The sequence below is a fragment of the Sphaerotilus sp. genome, from assembly GCF_031429695.1.
In the GTDB taxonomy this organism is placed as follows: Bacteria; Pseudomonadota; Gammaproteobacteria; order Burkholderiales; family Burkholderiaceae_C; genus Sphaerotilus.
In genome coordinates this window covers 16,536-32,937 of the sequence record NZ_JANPAB010000006.1, presented here as the reverse complement: position 1 = coordinate 32,937, position 16,402 = coordinate 16,536, and the positions used below count along the sequence as shown (strand labels likewise).

Sequence of the window (16,402 nt, the reverse complement as noted above, 5' to 3'; positions counted from 1 at the left end):
CGTGCTCACCCTCCAGCGGCACTGGCCGCGCCGGTTGGCGCGCCAGGTCGGGCACAAAGGTGGGCAGGCTGCTGCAACTCAGGCACAGCATCACGGCTGTGATGACGGCCACGTACAGCCCGAGGGCTCGGCGGCGGGTGTCAGCACGGTCGCGCTCCATTCGAAGTCAGCCTTTGCGGGTCGCCTTCTTCTTCGCGGCCGGTGCTGTCACTGCCGCAGACCACAGTTTGATGTTCTCGTTCGTGGCCTCGGTCACTGCAGCCTTCATCTGTCGTTTGGCCTGCGCTGTGGCTTGACCACGGAACGAGCCGGCCATGCGGTTCGCCGTGCTCAGCCACAGGCTCATGAGCGGATTCTTCTTCAGCCAGGGATTGGACATGTCGGTCCTTGGGAGATGCACTCAGTGCACGAACAGCGCGATCAAGATGATGATCGGAATGGGAATGCCGAGAAACAGCAGCAGAAGTGAACGCATGGCAGCCTCGATGAGCGTGGATGGCGTGGATGGGCGTGAGGTTCAGGCGTCGCGGCGTCGGCCTCCGAAGGTGGCTGCCAGACTGGCGACGAACGCACCGATGAGCAGCGACACGAACAGCCACAGCGCGCTGTAGGCCGAGCCCTTGCGCGCCTTTTCGGCGGCGTCACGTGCAGCCGCTTCCGCATCGCGCACCTTGGCCTGCGCCTTGGCATGGACATCAGCGACCCGCTTCTCCGCATCCTGCTGCGACAGGCCCGTGCGTTGGGCCACCCTCTGGCCGACGTATCGGATGTCTTCGGGCGGCAGCGGCTCCGAACGACCGACGTGCATGAAGATGCGGCTGACCTCGGCCATGTCGTTGCCCGATGCCCGTTCATTGGCGTCCATGCCGGCTGCCGCCGCGACTGGATCACGCCTGAACAGCGAATCCACGAAGTAACCCATCGGCCCGGCGTCGTTGCCCGGCGCCATGCGCACCGTGGCCGCGGCACCACTCACCATCGAGGCCCCAGCCTGCACGCCGCCGCTGAGGATGGATCCGATGACGGAGGTCAGCAGCGCCGCGGTCGCCAGGGACGCCACGGCCCACGCCAGAAAACCATGGGCGGTGTCGCGGAAGTACACCTCGTCGGTGTGCACTTCGGTCCACTTGGTGCGCAAGCGGCCGGCAAGGTAGCCGCCCATGGCCGAGGCCAGCAATTGGGTGAGCGTCAGCCACAGGATCGCCGAGACCCCGAAGGTCGTGGTGCTGACACCATCGCGGACCCACGGCGAAACAGAAGACAGCCCGAGTCCGACACCCAGGATCAGCAGGATCAAGGACAGCGATGCGGCCGCAGCCGCGCCTGCGGCAATGGCACCCCACGAGACGGCGCTGTTGAGCGACCTCGTGCTGTCGGCGAAGCCGCGGGGGCGGTCTTCAGCGGTTGCTGTGGTGGAAGCGGCCATCGAAACTCCTGCACTCAGGGTGAGTTGGAGAACCGAGGTTGGGGCAATCGAGTTGTGCGGTCTGTGCGCTAGCGAACCTCTCTGCACCTCCCAGGTCGGCGCATTCCGTTCCTGTACGCGGTCCATCAGGAACCATCACCGTAGAATCCGCCGCATTCGATTGCCTCGCCTCATTCCCGATGTTCAACGCACGCCGTCTGTTGCACTCTGTCCTGCACATCCTGCTGGCCTTCTGGCTGGGCGTGGGTGCGTCGGCGGTGCAGGCGGCCGAGCCGGTCGGTTGCTGCCTGGAGGACACCGCGCCGTGCTGTCTGCTGGCCGTCGGGGGCTGTGCCATGTCGGCGCCTTGCCCCGGCCTTGCCTTGCCTTCGGCGTCACAGGGGTGGCGCCTGCCAGCCTGGGTGGCGCAGGGACCGTGCCCGGCATCGGATGCGGTGGCCCTGCCGCTGCGGGTGGACGAGATCTGGCGACCGCCTGACCTTGCTGGATGAACCTGACCTGTTGAATCTGTGGACCTGTCGGTTTGCAGAAGTTCGTTTGTCCAACACTGTTGAAGTTGCTGAAGGAAAACCCATGACCAAGATCCTGTCCCAGACCGCCGTGCTCGCCAAGTGGCTGACCGCGCCCGTGGCGCTGCTGGTGGCGATGCCCGCACTGGCGGGGGCCTGCTGCGTCGTCGGTGCGCTGTGCTGTGGCCTGCCGTGCTGTGACTGACCGCACGGCCTGAAGAGGTGCCCCATCTGATGGGGCACAATGCACCCCACGCTCCGGGGTGCCCCGGGTCGGCAGCGAATGCGCTGCGGCCCGGTGTGCTGAGATGGTCGAACGACCGAACCCGCTGTACTTGACCCGGTTAGTACCGGCGTAAGAAGAGCCCGCACCAGACCGCATGGCGTCCAACCCCGGACCGCCGGTCCCCGGGGCACCCTTCGGAGCGTAGCCATTCCGTCCGCCGAAGGAGAACCGCCCGATGAACGCCCCCGACAAGCTCCAAGAACTGCTCACGCTCACCCGCGAGCCCTTTCCCGCGTCCACCAAGGTGTACGTCGAAGGCGCACAGCCCGGCGTCAAGGTGCCGATGCGCGAGATCGCGCTGACCAACGGCGAGCGCGTCACGGTGTACGACACCTCCGGCCCCTACACCGATCCGACCGCCGACATCGACGTGCGCAAGGGTCTGGCTTCGGTGCGCGCCGGCTGGATCGAAGGGCGTGGCGACACGGAAACCTACACCGGCCGCACCCGCATCGTGCTCGACGACGGCGGCAAGAACGAAGAGCGCGACAGCAGCCGCATCGAGGCCCTGCGCGCCGAAGCGGTCGCGCTGCAGCGCACGCCGCGCCGCGCCAAGGCCGGCCAGAACGTCACGCAGATGCATTACGCCCGCCAAGGCATCGTCACGCCGGAGATGGAGTACATCGCCATCCGCGAGAACGGCAAGCGCGAGTGGATGCGCGAATACCTCGGTGACGCCGAGCGCGAGGCCCGCCTGAAGGGCAACGCGATGGGCGCCCGCATCCCCGAGATCATCACGCCGGAGTTCGTGCGCGACGAGGTCGCCCGTGGCCGCGCCGTGATCCCCGCCAACATCAACCACCCCGAAGTCGAGCCGATGATCATCGGCCGCAACTTCCTGGTGAAGATCAACGCCAACATCGGCAACTCGGCCGTCACCTCGTCGATCGAGGAAGAGGTCGAGAAGCTGGTCTGGTCGATGCGCTGGGGTGGCGACACCGTGATGGACCTCTCCACCGGCCGCAACATCCACACGACGCGCGACTGGATCGTGCGCAACTCGCCGGTGCCGATCGGCACGGTGCCGATCTACCAGGCGCTGGAGAAGGTCGGCGGCGTGGCCGAAGACCTCAACTGGGGCATCTTCCGCGACACGCTGATCGAGCAGGCCGAGCAGGGGGTGGACTACTTCACCATCCACGCCGGCGTGCGCCTGCCGTTCATCCACCTGACGACCAAGCGCCGCACCGGCATCGTCTCGCGCGGCGGCTCGATCCTGGCCAAGTGGATGATCACGCACCACAAGGAAAACTTCCTGTACACGCACTTCGACGAGATCTGCGAGATCATGAAGGCGTACGATGTGACCTTCTCGCTGGGCGACGGCCTGCGTCCCGGCTCGTCGGCGGACGCCAACGACGAGGCGCAGTTCGCCGAGCTGAAGACGCTGGGCGAGCTGACCAAGGTGGCGTGGAAGCACGACGTGCAGACCATGATCGAAGGCCCGGGCCACGTCCCGATGCACCTGATCCAGGCCAACATGGACGAGCAGATCAAGCACTGCGACGAGGCGCCGTTCTACACCCTCGGCCCGCTGACCATCGACATCGCGCCCGGCTACGACCACATCGCCTCGGCGATCGGCGCGGCCATGATCGGCTGGATGGGCACGGCGATGCTGTGCTATGTGACGCCGAAGGAGCACCTGGGCCTGCCCGACCGCGACGACGTGAAGCAGGGGATCATCGCCTACAAGATCGCCGCCCACGCCGCCAACAACGCCAAGGGCCACCCCGGCTCCCGCGCCCGCGACGACGCGATGAGCAAGGCGCGCTTCGAGTTCCGCTGGCGCGACCAGTTCGCCCTCGGCCTCGACCCGGAGACGGCCGAGTCCTACCACGACGAGACGCTGCCGAAGGACTCGTCGAAGGAGGCGCACTTCTGCTCGATGTGCGGCCCGAAGTTCTGCTCGATGAAGATCACGCAGGATGTGCGCGACTACGCCGACAAGCTGGGCGTGGACGCACAGGCGGCGCTGGCGCAGGGCATGGCGGAGAAGTCGGCCGAGTTCAAGGCGGTGGGCGGCGAGCTGTACATCCCGATCCATCCGGCATGACGCTGGGCATGAACCCCGTCCGCATCGGCATTGCCGGCGCGGGCGTGCTCGGGCGGCTGCTCGCGTGGCAGCTCTCGCACGCCGGGCACCGGGTCGAGGTCTTCGATCCGGCCAGCGGGCCTGAGGCGCGGCGCGACGGGCTGGGTCCGGCCGGGTTCACGGCGGCCGGGATGCTCAGCCCGCTGGCCGAACTGGACGCAGCGGGGCCGGACGTGGCGACGCTGGGTTTGCGCTCGGTGCCGCTGTGGGCGGACATCGCGCAGCGGCTGGCGGCGCTGGACGGGCAGGGCGACGCGGGGCGCTATTTCCGCCAGCACGGCAGCCTGATGCTCGCGCACGGACCGGACCTCGGCGCGGCGCAGCGGGTGCTGTCGCGGCTGACGGGCGCGCCTGCGGACATGCCGGCGCCGAAGCGGCTGACCCGGCCGGCGCTGCTGGGGCTGGAGCCGGCGCTGCTGCCGGGGCTGCATGCGTGGTACCTCGACGGCGAGGCGCAGGTGATGCCGCAAGCGGTGCTGCCGGCGCTGTGTGCCTTCGCCCGCGACGTGCAGTGGCACTGGGGCCGCACGGTGCAATCGACCGCACCGGGCTGCATCACGCTGGAGGATGGTTCGACGGCCACGTTCGACCTCGTGTTCGACGTGCGCGGCCTGGGGGCGCGGCCGGAACCCGGTGCGGCCTTGCGCGGGGTGCGCGGCGAGGTGATCTGGCTGCACGCGCCCGGTGTGTCGCTGACACGCCCGCTGCGGCTGCTGCACGCCCGTCACCGCGTCTACATCGTGCCGCGTCCCGATGACCTGATCGTCATCGGCGCCAGCGAGATCGAGAGCGAGGATCGCTCGCCCGTGAGCCTGCGCTCGGCGGTCGAGCTGATGGCGGCGGCGCACAGCGTGCTGCCCGCGCTGGCCGAGGCGCGCATCCATCACATGGAAACCAACCTGCGCCCCGCGCTGCCCAACAACGCGCCGAAGCTGGTGGCCGAGCCGGGGCGGGTGTGGATCAACGGGCTGTTCCGCCACGGCTGGCTGCTGGCGCCTGCGCTGATCGAGCAGGCGATGAGTCAAGTATCGGCATCGACATCGACATCGACATCGACATGACGTTCACCGTGATCCTCAATGGCGAGCCGATCGAGTTACCCGACGGCACGACGCTGGTCGCCCTCATCGTGCAGCGCGGCCTCTCGCCCGAGGCGGTCGGCACGGCGGTCAACGGCCGCCATGTGCTGCGCGCCGCCCGCGCCGAGCGGGTGCTGATCGACGGCGACACCGTCACGCTGTTTCAACCCATCGTCGGAGGCTGAAATGCAACCTTCTCCCTGGACCGCCTACGGCGTCACGCTCCACAGCCGCCTGCTGCTCGGCACCGCCGGCTACCCTTCGCCCCAGGCGCTGCACGAGGCCATCGTGGCCTCGGGGACCGAGGTGGTCACGGTCGGCCTGCGCCGCATCCAGGCCGGTGCGGGCGACAACGGCCACATTGCCGCGATCCAGTCCGCGCTGCGCGAGCGCGGTGCCCGCCTGTTGCCCAACACCGCGGGTTGCCGCACCGCCCGCGAGGCGATTGAGCTGTCGCACCTGGCCCGCGAGCTGTACGGCACACCGTGGATCAAGCTCGAAGTCGTCGGCGACGAGCAGACGCTGCAGCCGGACCCGTGGGAGCTGGTCACCGCCGCCGAGCAGCTCATCCGCGACGGCTTCGCGGTCTTCCCGTACTGCACCGACGACCTCGTCACCTGCCAGCGCCTGCTCGATGTCGGCTGCGAGGTGCTGATGCCCTGGGGCGCGCCGATCGGGTCGGGCCAGGGGCTGATCAACCCGTGGGCGCTGCGCACGCTGCGCGAACGCTGGCCGGACGTGCCGATGGTGGTGGACGCCGGCATCGGCTCGCCCGCGCACGCGGTGCAGGCGATGGAGCTGGGCTATGACGCGGTGCTGCTGAACTCGGCGGTGTCGCAGGCGCGGGAGCCGGTGCGCATGGCCGCGGCGTTCGGGCAGGCGGTGCAGGCCGGGCGGCTGGGCTACGAGGCGGGTGTGATGGCACCGCAGGCGATGGCCGTGGCGACCACGCCGGTCGGTGGTCGGCCGTTCCTGCTGTGAGCACGGACATGGCGCGCCCGATCGTCTGGAGCCTCGCCGGCAACGACAGTGGCGGCGGCGCCGGCCTGAGTGCCGATGCGCGCGCGGCCGAGGGCTGTGCCGTCCACCTCTGCCCGGTGGTCGCGTCGGTCACGGCGCAGAACTCGCTTGGCGTGCAGCGCGTCGTGCCGGTGGCGCCCGAGGTGCTCGATGCGCAGCTCGCGGCGCTGGCGGACGATCTGCGTCCGGCGGTCATCAAGACCGGTCTGATCGGCAGCGTGGACAGTGTGGCCGTGCTGGCGCGCTGGCTGGACCGGCTCGACGCGGACGGCGGGCCGCGGGTGCGGCTGGTGATCGACCCGGTGCTCGGCGCGAGCGCGGGCGGTGCGGCGTTCGCGGACGCGGCGCTGATCGACGCCTACCGCACGCAGTTGCTGCCTCGCGCCGACCTGATCACGCCGAATCGGCGCGAGGCGGCGCGGTTGCTCGGCCAGCCCGAGGCGTTGACGCTGGCCGATGTGCCGGAACAGGCGGCGGCGCTGCGGGCGCTGGGTGCGGGCGCGGTCTGCATCACGGGGGGCGACAGTCCGGACGGCGCCGACGCGCTCGACTGGCTGGACACGCCGCACGCCCGTGGCTGGCTGGCGCTGCCGAGGCTCGATGTCCGGCACACCCATGGCACCGGCTGCACGTTCGCGACCACCGCCGCAGCGGCGATGGCGCGTGGCTTCGTCACCGCCGATGCGCTGGTGCTGGCCAAGATGGCGACGACCGCGGGGCTGGCGGTCGGCCACGCGGCGGGGCAGGGGGTCGGGCCGGTCGGCTTCGACGCTGGCTTTGCGTCGGACGCGCGCTGGTTGCCGCGGCTGAGCTGCGACGAGACGCCGGTGTCCGGGACCAGCGGGGCGGCGCTGCCGTGGCCGTCCGGGCTGTACGCGATCGTGGATGCTGCTGACCAGGCCGATCCGTTGCTCGACGCGGCCGAGCCGGCGCTGTGCGCGCTGCAACTGCGCATCAAGCGGGCGTCGCACGCGGCGCTGGATGACCAGGCATTTGCCGCGGAAGTCCGGGCGCAGATCGACAGGACGCTGGCGCAAGCGGCGGCACTGCCCGCTGCAGTGCGCCCGGTGACCGTCGTCAACGACCACTACGCGCTGGTGCTCGACGCGATGTCCGCAGGCACGATCGACCCGGCCGACCTCGCGCTGCACCTGGGGCAGGAGGACGTGCTGGCGCTGGGCGCGGACGGTCGGGCGCGGCTGGCGGCGGTGCAGGTACGCGGGCTGCGGCTGGGCGTGAGTTCGCACAGCCTGTGGGAGCTGTGTCGGGCGGCGGCGCTGGCGCCGTCGTACATCGCCTGCGGCCCGGTCTGGGCGACGACGACCAAGGACATGCCCTGGCACCCGCAGGGGCTGCACAACCTGCGCTGGTGGGCGGCGATGGCGCCGGTGCCGGTGGTGGGCATCGGCGGGCTGCTGGAGATGGCGCAGGTCGAGGCGGTGGCGGGCAGCGGGGCGGCGTGTGCCTGCCTCGTCAGAGCGCTGGCGACCCGACCGGGTGAGACCGAGCCAGTGGCCGATCGGCTCGGTGCGGCGGTGGCCGCATGGTGCCGTGGATGCACTGCGCCCAGTTTGTCTTTGCCGGACTGGCCCCGACCGAGTCTCGATCCGCCGAACGCCTGAGCGCTGGCTTCAGCGGTCGAGCGGTGGGTGGGTCAGCACCGAACGGCCCTGGTGCCCGGCGCACCAGGCGCGTACCTGCTCGGCCGGCATGGCCTTGCCGCAGGCATTGCCCTGGGCGCCGTCACAGCCCAGCTCGCCCAGCCAGGCGAGCGTGCCCAGGTCGTCCACCCCGTCGGCGACCACCCGTGCGCCCCAGCCCCGCGCCAGCGCCATCAGTGCGCGCACGACGGCGGCGCGCTGTTCCATCCGTGGCAGCAGCGACAGCGTGCCCACGTCGAACTTGAATTCGCTCACCGGATCGAGTCCGGCCAGCGCGACGTGCAGGCTCAGCCCCGATCCGCCGTCGTGGATTGCCAGGGCCACACCGGCCCGGGTCAGTGCTTCGATGACATCGCCGCCACGCTGGGCGATGGCGGCGGCATGGGCTTCGACCATGAAATGCCGTGCCGGCCAGCGGTGGCGGTCCAGCAGGTCCAGCAGCGCCGGCGCCAGCCCCGGTTCATCGAGCAGGCGACCCGGCAGCGACAGCGACAGCCGCTTCACCAGCCCTTGCTGGCGCCACGGCAGCGCGCTGCGCAGCGCCGCGTCCGTGAGCGCGATCAGGTGGGCGACCTGCTCCTTGCGGCTGGTCTGGCCGGCGCTGCCCAGCTCGGTGGGTGAAAAATCGTCTTGCGCCGTGGACATTCCCTGGGTCGAGATCTGCAGCCGCGACAAACCCCCTTCGCGCAGATCGAGCACGGGCTGGAACGCGGCGCGTGCGCTGCCATCCGCCGTGGTCGAAAACCCCGACGGCGTGGGTGCTGACCGTGGCTCGAACAGGGCGGTGACGACTTGCGCATGCCGGGCCTGGTCGAGCGCCATGCGCGCCTGCAGGAGCAGGGTGTCGGCGTCGCTGGCGTGGCGCGGGCACAGAACCACGCCGATGTGGACCTGGATGCGGTCGGCAAACTCGGCCGCGATTTTCTGGCCCATCGCCATCAGTCCTGCAACCGAGGGGTTGCCGGGCAGCAGGGCCGCGAAGTCACAGCCGCTCATGCGCGAGAAGCTGTCGGTGCGCCGGCTCAGGCGGTGGAGCTGGCAGGCGAACTGCTGCATCACCACGTCCATCGCGCCAGCGGAGGTGCCCGGCATGGCCGGGCTGGTGCCGATGTACATGAGCGCGAAGGCCGATCCGCCGCGCGCCACGCCGGCCGTGGCTTGCCCGAGCCGGTCCAGCAGCAAGTCCCGGTGCGGCAGTCCGGTGCGGGCATCGATCAGGCCAAGTTGCCGCATGGTGGCGTCGTGGTCCTCCGCCAGCAGGGGGCCGTTTTCCATGACCACGATGCGCAATTGATTCATGAAAGTTTGTCCACCGAAGGCCTGTCTAGGGATGGAAAAAATGCTAACACAGGGGTTCAGACTCGGCTGAAACGAAAACGTTCCGATGCCAGCTATCAGGTTGGCTTCATAAAAATCGTGACCATTTTCACGATAGTAAGCACATTGCAGATGGTTACAAAAAGTAACGCATTGCCAGACCTAGGAGGTGTCCCATGGGTGTGATTGGTCAAGTTTGGTGGCTCGACCTGCTGTTGGTCAGTCTGACAGGCCTGTTGCTGGGTGGCGGGTTCACTTTGCTGCGTGGACGTCAGGTCCATTTGGCCGAGCTGGATGCGGTCCATCGCCGGTGCTGGGCCGAGCAGGATCGCTGGCTGGACGAGCATGAGGCGCGGTTTGCCGCCGCCGATCAGGAGCGGATGGAGTCGCTGCGCTGTGCGCAGGCCGCGGCGCAAGAGCGCAATCAGCTCCGCGACGAGCATGAACAGGCGCTGGACCGGGTGCGGCGCGAGATGGACGGGGCCCGCGCCGGTTACTGCAAGGCAGAGCAGGCGCTGTGCCAGCAGTTGCTGTCGATGGACCGGCAGGTGGCGGCGGAGCGGACGGCGCACCGGCGCGAGGTGCAGGCGCTGCGGGTGCAGTGCGACGAATTCGGCGAGCTGCTGGCCGCTGAGCGCCAGACAGTGCGTGTCGATGCGGACCAGCACCGCCAGGTCTGCGAGGCCCGCGACAACCTGCGTCAGGAGGTGGGCAAGCTGCTCGACCTGCTAGAGCAATCGGACACTGCACAGGCGGCGCTGCAGCACCGCGCCAACGTGCTGGAGCAGCAGATGGTGATCGGCCAGCGGCACCTGGAGGAGGCGCGCCATGCCCTGGAGCACGAGCGCGCTCGCGTGTTGATGGTGCGCCCCGTGGCGCAAGCGGCGCTGACCACCATTGCGACCGCCCTGCCGGCCGCCAACGCCCATCCGCCGAGCGCCCCCGGTGCGTGCGGGTTGAGGCCTTTCGAGCGCCAGTCGGACAGTCCCCCGCCCGATAACCTGTTGCGCATTGTCGGCATCGGCCCGTCCAACCAGACCTGGCTCAACCGCTGCGGCGTCTGGTACCTGTGGCAGATCGCAGGCTGGAAGGCGGAAGAGCAGCAGTGGGTGGCCGGAAACCTGCCGCGTTTCGGCCGCCGCATCTACCGCGAGAACTGGGTCGGTCAGGCCAAGGCGCTGCTGGACGAACAGCGCCGCGAGCGGCGGGTCTATCCGGCCAGGCTGGCCCCGGGTGCGCAGGACCGCCGGGTCAACTCGCGCCGGGCGGAGGCGCTGGCCGCGGCCTGAGCGGGCGCGGCGGGCGATCGCGGCGTGGCTGGCTGCCGGGGAGCAGTGCCTCGCAGAGCGTCAGGAGGTGTTCGGCGGTCCACCAATGGTTCAGCGCGAGGTTGGCGCGGCGTGGACCCTCGAACAGCACCATCGCATCGAACAGGCAGGACAGCGTGCGCAGGCGGGCCATCACCGAATCGATCTGGCGGGGCTTGACGGTCAGGTTGGACAGGGCCTGCGCATAGGCCTGGCGAACCTCGGCCAATGCCGGCGCGTCAGGCCGACCGAGGTCACCGTCCAGCAACACCTCGACCAGCCGCGCTTCCGGCACCATCACGGCGTTCCAGAAGTTGTCCCGCAGCCCGAAGCGCTGGGCCGCCACCTCGCCCGCCTCGGTGGCCAGGCGGCGCGCGGCGACGCGTTCGTCCTCGCTTTCCCAGGGCGTGATGGCGTCGAGCGACAGGCGGTTGATGGCGTGGAAGGGCGAAAACGGTTGGGTGCCCTGTCCGCCTTCGGCCAGCGTGTAGGCGGCGATGGCCTCCTCCAGCGACGTGAACATGGCCGTGCCGACGGTGCGGACGTGCGTCGGGTTGTCGGCCTGCTGGAGCACCATCGCGGCGTACAGGCTGGCCATGTGCACATGGCTGCCGCCACGCAGGGCGCAGTGCTCCGGGCTGACGACCGGTTCGCCCTGGTCCGACGGGCCGATCAGCCGCTGGGTGATTTCCAGCCGCTGCAGGGCCTGGCGGATCAGGCTGGCATTGCCGGACCGCTCGCCCCAGCGGGCCTCCATCACCGCGAGCTGCTCGATGGCGCGCACGGGCACCCGGCCACGCGGATCGTCGTGCTGGAGTGCGGCGCGGTAGGCCGCACAGGCTTTTTCCGGATCGTCCAGTTCGGCCCAGGTCGTGCCGAGCGCCGACAGGATCAGCGGGTCGTCCTGCCAGTCGGCAGGGATGCGCCGGGCGATGTAGTCAGCGAGCTGGGCGCGCTGGTCGGCCAGTACACCGGGGTTGAGCAGGCACAGGCGGCGCGAGGCCAATGCGCTGTGGCGCGACAGTTCGTCGAGCAGCTCTTCCACGCTGACCGGCGGGGCCTGTTCCGACGCGGTTCCGCTGCGTTCTCCACCGGCCTCGGCCTGCCAGGCCGGGTCGCCGTAGGCCTGGAAGGCGCCCCAGGTGACGTCACCCGGATCCTGCTCCCAGATCGCCTTGCGGGCCTTGAAGACGGCGTCGCCGAAGGGCTGGTTGTCGCGCAGCAGGGCTTCGTAGAACACTTGTCCGAACTGCGCTGCCAGCGTGTCGCTCACTGCCCAGCCGGCCACGATGACGCAGCGCACGCCGATGCCGATCAGCCGCTGCGCCAGACTGGCGGCCAGGCGGTTGCCTTGGAGATCACCGCCGACCACGACGCCCTGGTGGCAGCAGTTGAGGAAGACCAGCTCCGGCACGGCTTCCATCGCCTCGATCTCGGCCGCGGTGAGCAGCAGGCCGTCGGACAGCACGACGCCGGAGCGCAGCCGGCCGTCGCGGTGTGGCAGCTGGTGGACGCCGTGTGCGCTGATGTGGACGATGCGGAAGGGCTGGCCGAGCAGGGAGCCGAGCACCTGCGTCGCGGTGGCCGCCACCGGGCCGATCAGCGGCAGGACATCGTGCCCCAGCCCGGTCATCAGCGCGGTGAGGGACTGCGCTTCCGCCTCGGCGCCGGGCAGATTGTCCGGATCGGTCAGCGCGCTGCCATCGCGGCCGCGGAACCCGGTCGCGAAGCCCCGCACGCAGGGATTGCCGACCATCAGCACCGAGCGGCCCAGGCTCTGGCGCACCCGCGGCCGGTACTGCGTGGTGTTGAGCTGGCGCACGACCGGCGTGCGCAGCGACAGCGGGATGCAGGTCTTCTCGTCGTCCGGGTCCGGCGCGTAGAGCAGCTCCCAGGGCACGTTGGCGGTGGCGTCGTCCACCACGAGCACGATGCGCTCCAGCTGCCGGGCGGTGTCCTTGAAGTCGTGCGGCACCATCAGGTGGAACAGCATCCGGCCGATGTGCTCGTTCCAGACCGGGCTGCCGTTGTGCTGCTGGACCAGGGCCTCGATCAGCCCGGGCTGGCGCTGCTGCACCACCGATTCGGCGCGGGCGCGCTGCCCGACGTAGAGGAACCGCAGGCAGTCGGCCATCCGGGGTCGGCCGTCGCTGGCGTCTCCGGTGGTGTCGGTGGCGACCGAGCCAGTCATGCTGCCATTGCCGTCCTGGCAGGGCTGGCCCGTGCGCGCATCGGTGACGATCAGGCGTGGCCAGTAGCTCGCGTTGCGGGTGTCGGCCAGCCGCGGGCGCAGGCCGTCGCCTTCGACCAGTCGGGTCTGGCAGGTCAGCGCGATGTCGGCCAGCCGGGCCTGCGTGGACAGGGTGCCCGCAAGGCTGCGCAGCGCATGGACCGCACTGATCGCGGTGTCGAGGTACATCTCGACGATCTCCAGCCGCTCGATGTGCAGACGCGCCCGGGCGGTTTCGGCGAAGCGCTGGTTGGCCTCCAGCACACCGCGCACCAGCGCGTCGACCGAGGCGGCCACGGTCAGGTTGAGCGAGGAGTTGTAGCCGATCAGCAGCGTGCTCAGCGACAGCGCCCGCTCGGCGCCGCCGAGGACATCCTGCGCCTGCATCAGGTAGCGCAGCGCGCCGGTGCGCACCGATTCGGTCAGCTCGCGGGCGCCGAGCGCGCCGTCGTAGCGGCCGAGCCCGACGACGATCGCGCCGCGCAGGCTGCCGCGCCGCCGCTCGGCGTCGTTGGGCGGCGAGATGACGACAGTGGCCGATCCGCGCGGGCCGGCGTAGAGACCGAGGCGGTAGCGCTCGCTCAGCGCGCCGTCGAGCAGCTCGCGGTCCACCACGGCCTGCGGGCCGGCGATGGGGTCGTGTTCGTAGTGGCCCACCATCAGCGGCGTGCTGACGAAGCGCAGGTCACCGGCGCGCACCTGCACGTTCATCGTGCGGCTGCAGGTGCGGGTGAGCCGCGCGGCGGGTCGGCTGGGTCGGCGCGTGCCACCGGACAGGCCGCGCATCAGCAGGGCGGTGTCCAGCGCTTCGGGTGGCCCGGCGTCGTAGCGGGTGGGGGTGTCGGCGGCCGTATCCCGCGTGGCGGGCGGCGTGCTGGGGATCCGACGGGTCGCACCACGTTCCAGCAGCTCGGTCAGTGCGGGGAACCCGTCGCGGCTGGTGGTCAGCTCGCCGTGGTCGGCCGGCAGGTAGTAGTGGCGGCCGATGCCGTCGAGCTGGCCGGAGGCCCAGGTCACCGTGCCATCGCCGCGCGCAGTGGCGACCATCTGCAGGCGGCCCGCTTCGATGCGCACGCCGCAGGGCGTGTGCCGCGCCACGCCGTGCACGGCGATCGTGCGGTCCGCATACGCGGCGGGCAGCGCGGCATCGACCCCGGTGGCCTGGCGCCAGAGCCAGCTCCCTGCGTCCAGCGCCTGCTGGCGTGGCACCGCGGCGAGGGTGTCACCGAACCAGCGGTCGCGGTTCGCCTGACCGAGTGCGGTCCAGGTGTCGGTGTGCTGGAAATCAGGGTTGCCGTCGGCATCGGAACTGCCGGGTTGCGGCAGGAGCTGCAGCAGCCCGCGGAACTCGGCCAGCGTCGCCAGCACCGTGGACATCGGCTGCGCGGTGTCGCGCCAGACCAGCCCGCGCAGGGCTGCCGATTTGCCGAGCAGGGCCTCGACGGCGGCGTACGTGCCATGGTGCGGGGTGCCGAGCATCACCAGCCGCGCGCCGTCGCGGCGCATCAGCTCGTCCACCACGGCACGTCGGCGCAGGATGCAGGCCCGCACGACCAGTCCGCCCAGTCCATGGGCCAGCAGGCGCACCGGCTGGTCGCTTGCGCGCAGCAGGGCGCTCAGGCGCTCGCCGAGCCGGTCGCCGAGCACGTCCAGCGGCTGGCGCCAGTCGTAGGGGAAGGTCTCGACACGGTGGGTCGCCGAGAGGTGGTCGGCGAGATCGCCGCAGACGGCGTCGAACACGGCATCGGCCTCGACGGGCTGCTCCCAGGCGACCGAGGTCAGCCCGCCCAGCGGCAGGGCCTGCGGGTCAAACCAGACCCGCTGTCCGTCGGCGCGGCGCAGGTGCGAGGCCATCAGGCCCGGCAGGATCAGCACGACCGGCCCCGGCACCGGAGGGCCGGTCGTGCTGCGGCTGGCCTTGGCCGCAGCGCGTGGCTCCGCGGTGTTGCCGGTCAGCAGGGTCCAGCCGGGTTCCTCTTGCGGGCGCTCGGCGCTCAGCCAGCCGAGCGCGGCACGCCGGGTCGAGTCGTTGGTGAAGTAGCGCCAATGCGCCACCTGCCGCCCGCGGTCGAGCAGGACGCGGGCTTGCGCTGCGACGGCCACGCCGCCGAGCATCGAATCGGTGCCGACCAGCAGGTCGTGGTCGCGCTGCTCGCCGTCCAGGCAATCACTGAGCGCGGCGCCCAGCGTGCAGAGCAGGCTGCTGCTGTCGGCATTCCCTGCGATGACGGCCATGTCGATGTCCGGCTGCACCGCTGCGCGCAGCAGCAGCCGGGCCAGTGGTGCATCCGGCAGCAGCGCCGCCAGGCCGGGGACGCTGCGGACCTCGATCCGGCGCGCGATGAGTTCGACCACGGCGCGCCGGGCGGCGGCATGCAGCGGGTGGCCGGCCAGCCGCGGCACCTGCCCGATCTGCGCCAACAGGCTGGAGAGGAAGAGATCCGGGTGCTCGGCCAGCCAGGGCAATCCCGCTGACGGACTGGCGACACGGACATGGCGCTGGACCACCACCAGCCGCGTGCCCAGGCGGCTCGCCAGCATCTGCAGCAGCGCCCGCTGCGCCTCGGAGGCCGGATCCTTTGCGGTGTCCGGCACGCCATGGGCCATCTCCGCTTCGCCGCCACGCAGGCACAGCAGGTCGCCCACCAGCCCGCCGCGGCCATGGCTCAGCAGGCTGACGCGGGCACCCACCGGCAGCGCGTCCAGCAGGTCGATCGCGTTGCGCAGCGGGCTCTCGGACCAGGTGTGGTGCTCCAGTGCCCAGACACCGCCGGGATAGTGCCGCTCCAGCCGGCTCCACAGCGCACGGTCCCGGCTGGCGAGGTCGGCGAAACTGCCCGCGGTGTTCGAGGCGAGGTCGTGCAGCAGCACAAGCATCGGCTGCGTCGAAGGGGCTTCGGTGGAGGCGCGCAGGGACTGCCCGTCCCAGCGGTACAGACCCGGCGCAGGGGCCAGCGGTGCTTCGATGGCCCGCATCAGCGCGCAGGCGTCGGGTGCGGCGCCGAGGTGGCCGAGCAGCGGATCGGGTTCCGCACCCGCTCCTCCCGCGGCGAGCACGTGAACCTGCACGACGAGGGGGCCGGGCTTGCCGGGGGGCCGGGGCCCGCTGTCGTCGGGCCAGGGCAGGCGGTCCAGGCGCCAGGCACCGTCCGCGTCGGCCAGGCCCGGCAGGTGGCGCTTCAGCCGGTGGTCGAGCCGCGCCGCGGTGGTGAGCCAGGTGCTGCCGTCGGCCAGCACCAGCGCCAGCAGTTCGCGTCCGTCCGTGGCGGCGTCCGGGTCGGAGTCGATGGCAAGCCGGGGGGCATCGGGGGCGTCCGTGATCGACAGGCTCTGGCGTGCCTGCAGGAAGCCGGGTGGCAACCAGCAGGTGTCGGTTGGCGGGTCGGCGGCCGTGCCGCGCGGGCCGGTCACCTTCAGCAAGGCTGGCAGGGTGGCGGTCTGGGGCGTTGCGCGGAGGTCCATGGTGGCACGC

12 protein-coding genes and 1 riboswitch are annotated in these 16,402 nt (G+C 70.7%); of the genes, 8 read left to right on the top strand and 4 right to left on the bottom strand.

What is annotated here, in order from left to right:
- Positions 1–166: 166 nt before the first annotated feature.
- Both RMP06_RS00670 and RMP06_RS00665 read right to left on the bottom strand, forming a co-directional pair.
- The gene (locus RMP06_RS00670) at positions 167–346 is read right to left on the bottom strand and encodes a hypothetical protein (protein ID WP_310459851.1); all 180 of its coding nucleotides are present in this window, start codon (positions 344–346) and stop codon (positions 167–169) included.
- 171 nt (positions 347–517) lie between these two features.
- On the bottom strand, positions 518–1,426 hold the full coding sequence (locus tag RMP06_RS00665) for a hypothetical protein (protein WP_310459850.1): 909 nt from the start codon (positions 1,424–1,426) through the stop codon (positions 518–520).
- A gap of 200 nt (positions 1,427–1,626) precedes the next feature.
- Between RMP06_RS00665 and RMP06_RS00660 the strand changes: the two genes are divergently transcribed.
- The 7 genes from RMP06_RS00660 (at position 1,627) to RMP06_RS00630 (ending at position 8,037) form a co-directional block, all read left to right on the top strand.
- Positions 1,627–1,917, top strand: coding sequence for a hypothetical protein (locus RMP06_RS00660; RefSeq protein WP_310459849.1), 291 nt, complete (start codon positions 1,627–1,629; stop codon positions 1,915–1,917).
- A gap of 82 nt (positions 1,918–1,999) precedes the next feature.
- Positions 2,000–2,140, top strand: coding sequence for a hypothetical protein (locus RMP06_RS00655; protein ID WP_310459848.1), 141 nt, complete (start codon positions 2,000–2,002; stop codon positions 2,138–2,140).
- A 44-nt stretch (positions 2,141–2,184) separates the two neighbouring features.
- Positions 2,185–2,314: riboswitch (TPP riboswitch) on the top strand.
- An 82-nt stretch (positions 2,315–2,396) separates the two neighbouring features.
- Positions 2,397–4,277: a phosphomethylpyrimidine synthase ThiC gene (thiC, locus tag RMP06_RS00650; RefSeq protein WP_310459847.1), complete on the top strand. Its 1,881-nt coding sequence runs from the start codon at positions 2,397–2,399 to the stop codon at positions 4,275–4,277.
- Between the two features lie 8 nt (positions 4,278–4,285).
- Positions 4,286–5,377 (top strand): FAD-dependent oxidoreductase, encoded by a 1,092-nt coding sequence (locus tag RMP06_RS00645; RefSeq protein WP_310459846.1) that lies wholly within the window; start codon positions 4,286–4,288, stop codon positions 5,375–5,377.
- Entirely contained in the window at positions 5,374–5,580 is a 207-nt protein-coding gene (gene thiS / locus RMP06_RS00640; RefSeq protein WP_310459845.1) for a sulfur carrier protein ThiS, read from the top strand. Before RMP06_RS00645 ends, thiS begins: the two co-directional genes overlap by 4 nt.
- A gap of 1 nt (position 5,581) precedes the next feature.
- Entirely contained in the window at positions 5,582–6,376 is a 795-nt protein-coding gene (locus RMP06_RS00635) for a thiazole synthase (RefSeq protein WP_310459844.1), read from the top strand.
- 8 nt (positions 6,377–6,384) lie between these two features.
- Complete coding sequence (locus tag RMP06_RS00630; protein ID WP_310459843.1) at positions 6,385–8,037, top strand: bifunctional hydroxymethylpyrimidine kinase/phosphomethylpyrimidine kinase; 1,653 nt, start codon at positions 6,385–6,387, stop codon at positions 8,035–8,037.
- 9 nt (positions 8,038–8,046) lie between these two features.
- On the opposite strand, the gene RMP06_RS00625 is transcribed toward RMP06_RS00630, so the two are convergent.
- A complete protein-coding gene (locus RMP06_RS00625; RefSeq protein WP_310459842.1) occupies positions 8,047–9,375 on the bottom strand; it encodes an EAL domain-containing protein in 1,329 nt (442 codons plus the stop codon).
- Between the two features lie 194 nt (positions 9,376–9,569).
- Here RMP06_RS00625 and RMP06_RS00620 point away from each other — a divergent pair, with 194 nt between their 5' ends.
- Positions 9,570–10,682: a hypothetical protein gene (locus tag RMP06_RS00620; RefSeq protein ID WP_310459841.1), complete on the top strand. Its 1,113-nt coding sequence runs from the start codon at positions 9,570–9,572 to the stop codon at positions 10,680–10,682.
- Here the strand turns inward: RMP06_RS00620 and RMP06_RS00615 are convergent.
- Positions 10,645–16,392, bottom strand: a complete 5,748-nt coding sequence (locus RMP06_RS00615; RefSeq protein WP_310459840.1) for a CHAT domain-containing protein — start codon at positions 16,390–16,392, stop codon at positions 10,645–10,647. The two genes, RMP06_RS00620 and RMP06_RS00615, sit on opposite strands and share 38 nt — an antisense overlap.
- Between the last annotated feature and the right edge of the window lie 10 nt (positions 16,393–16,402).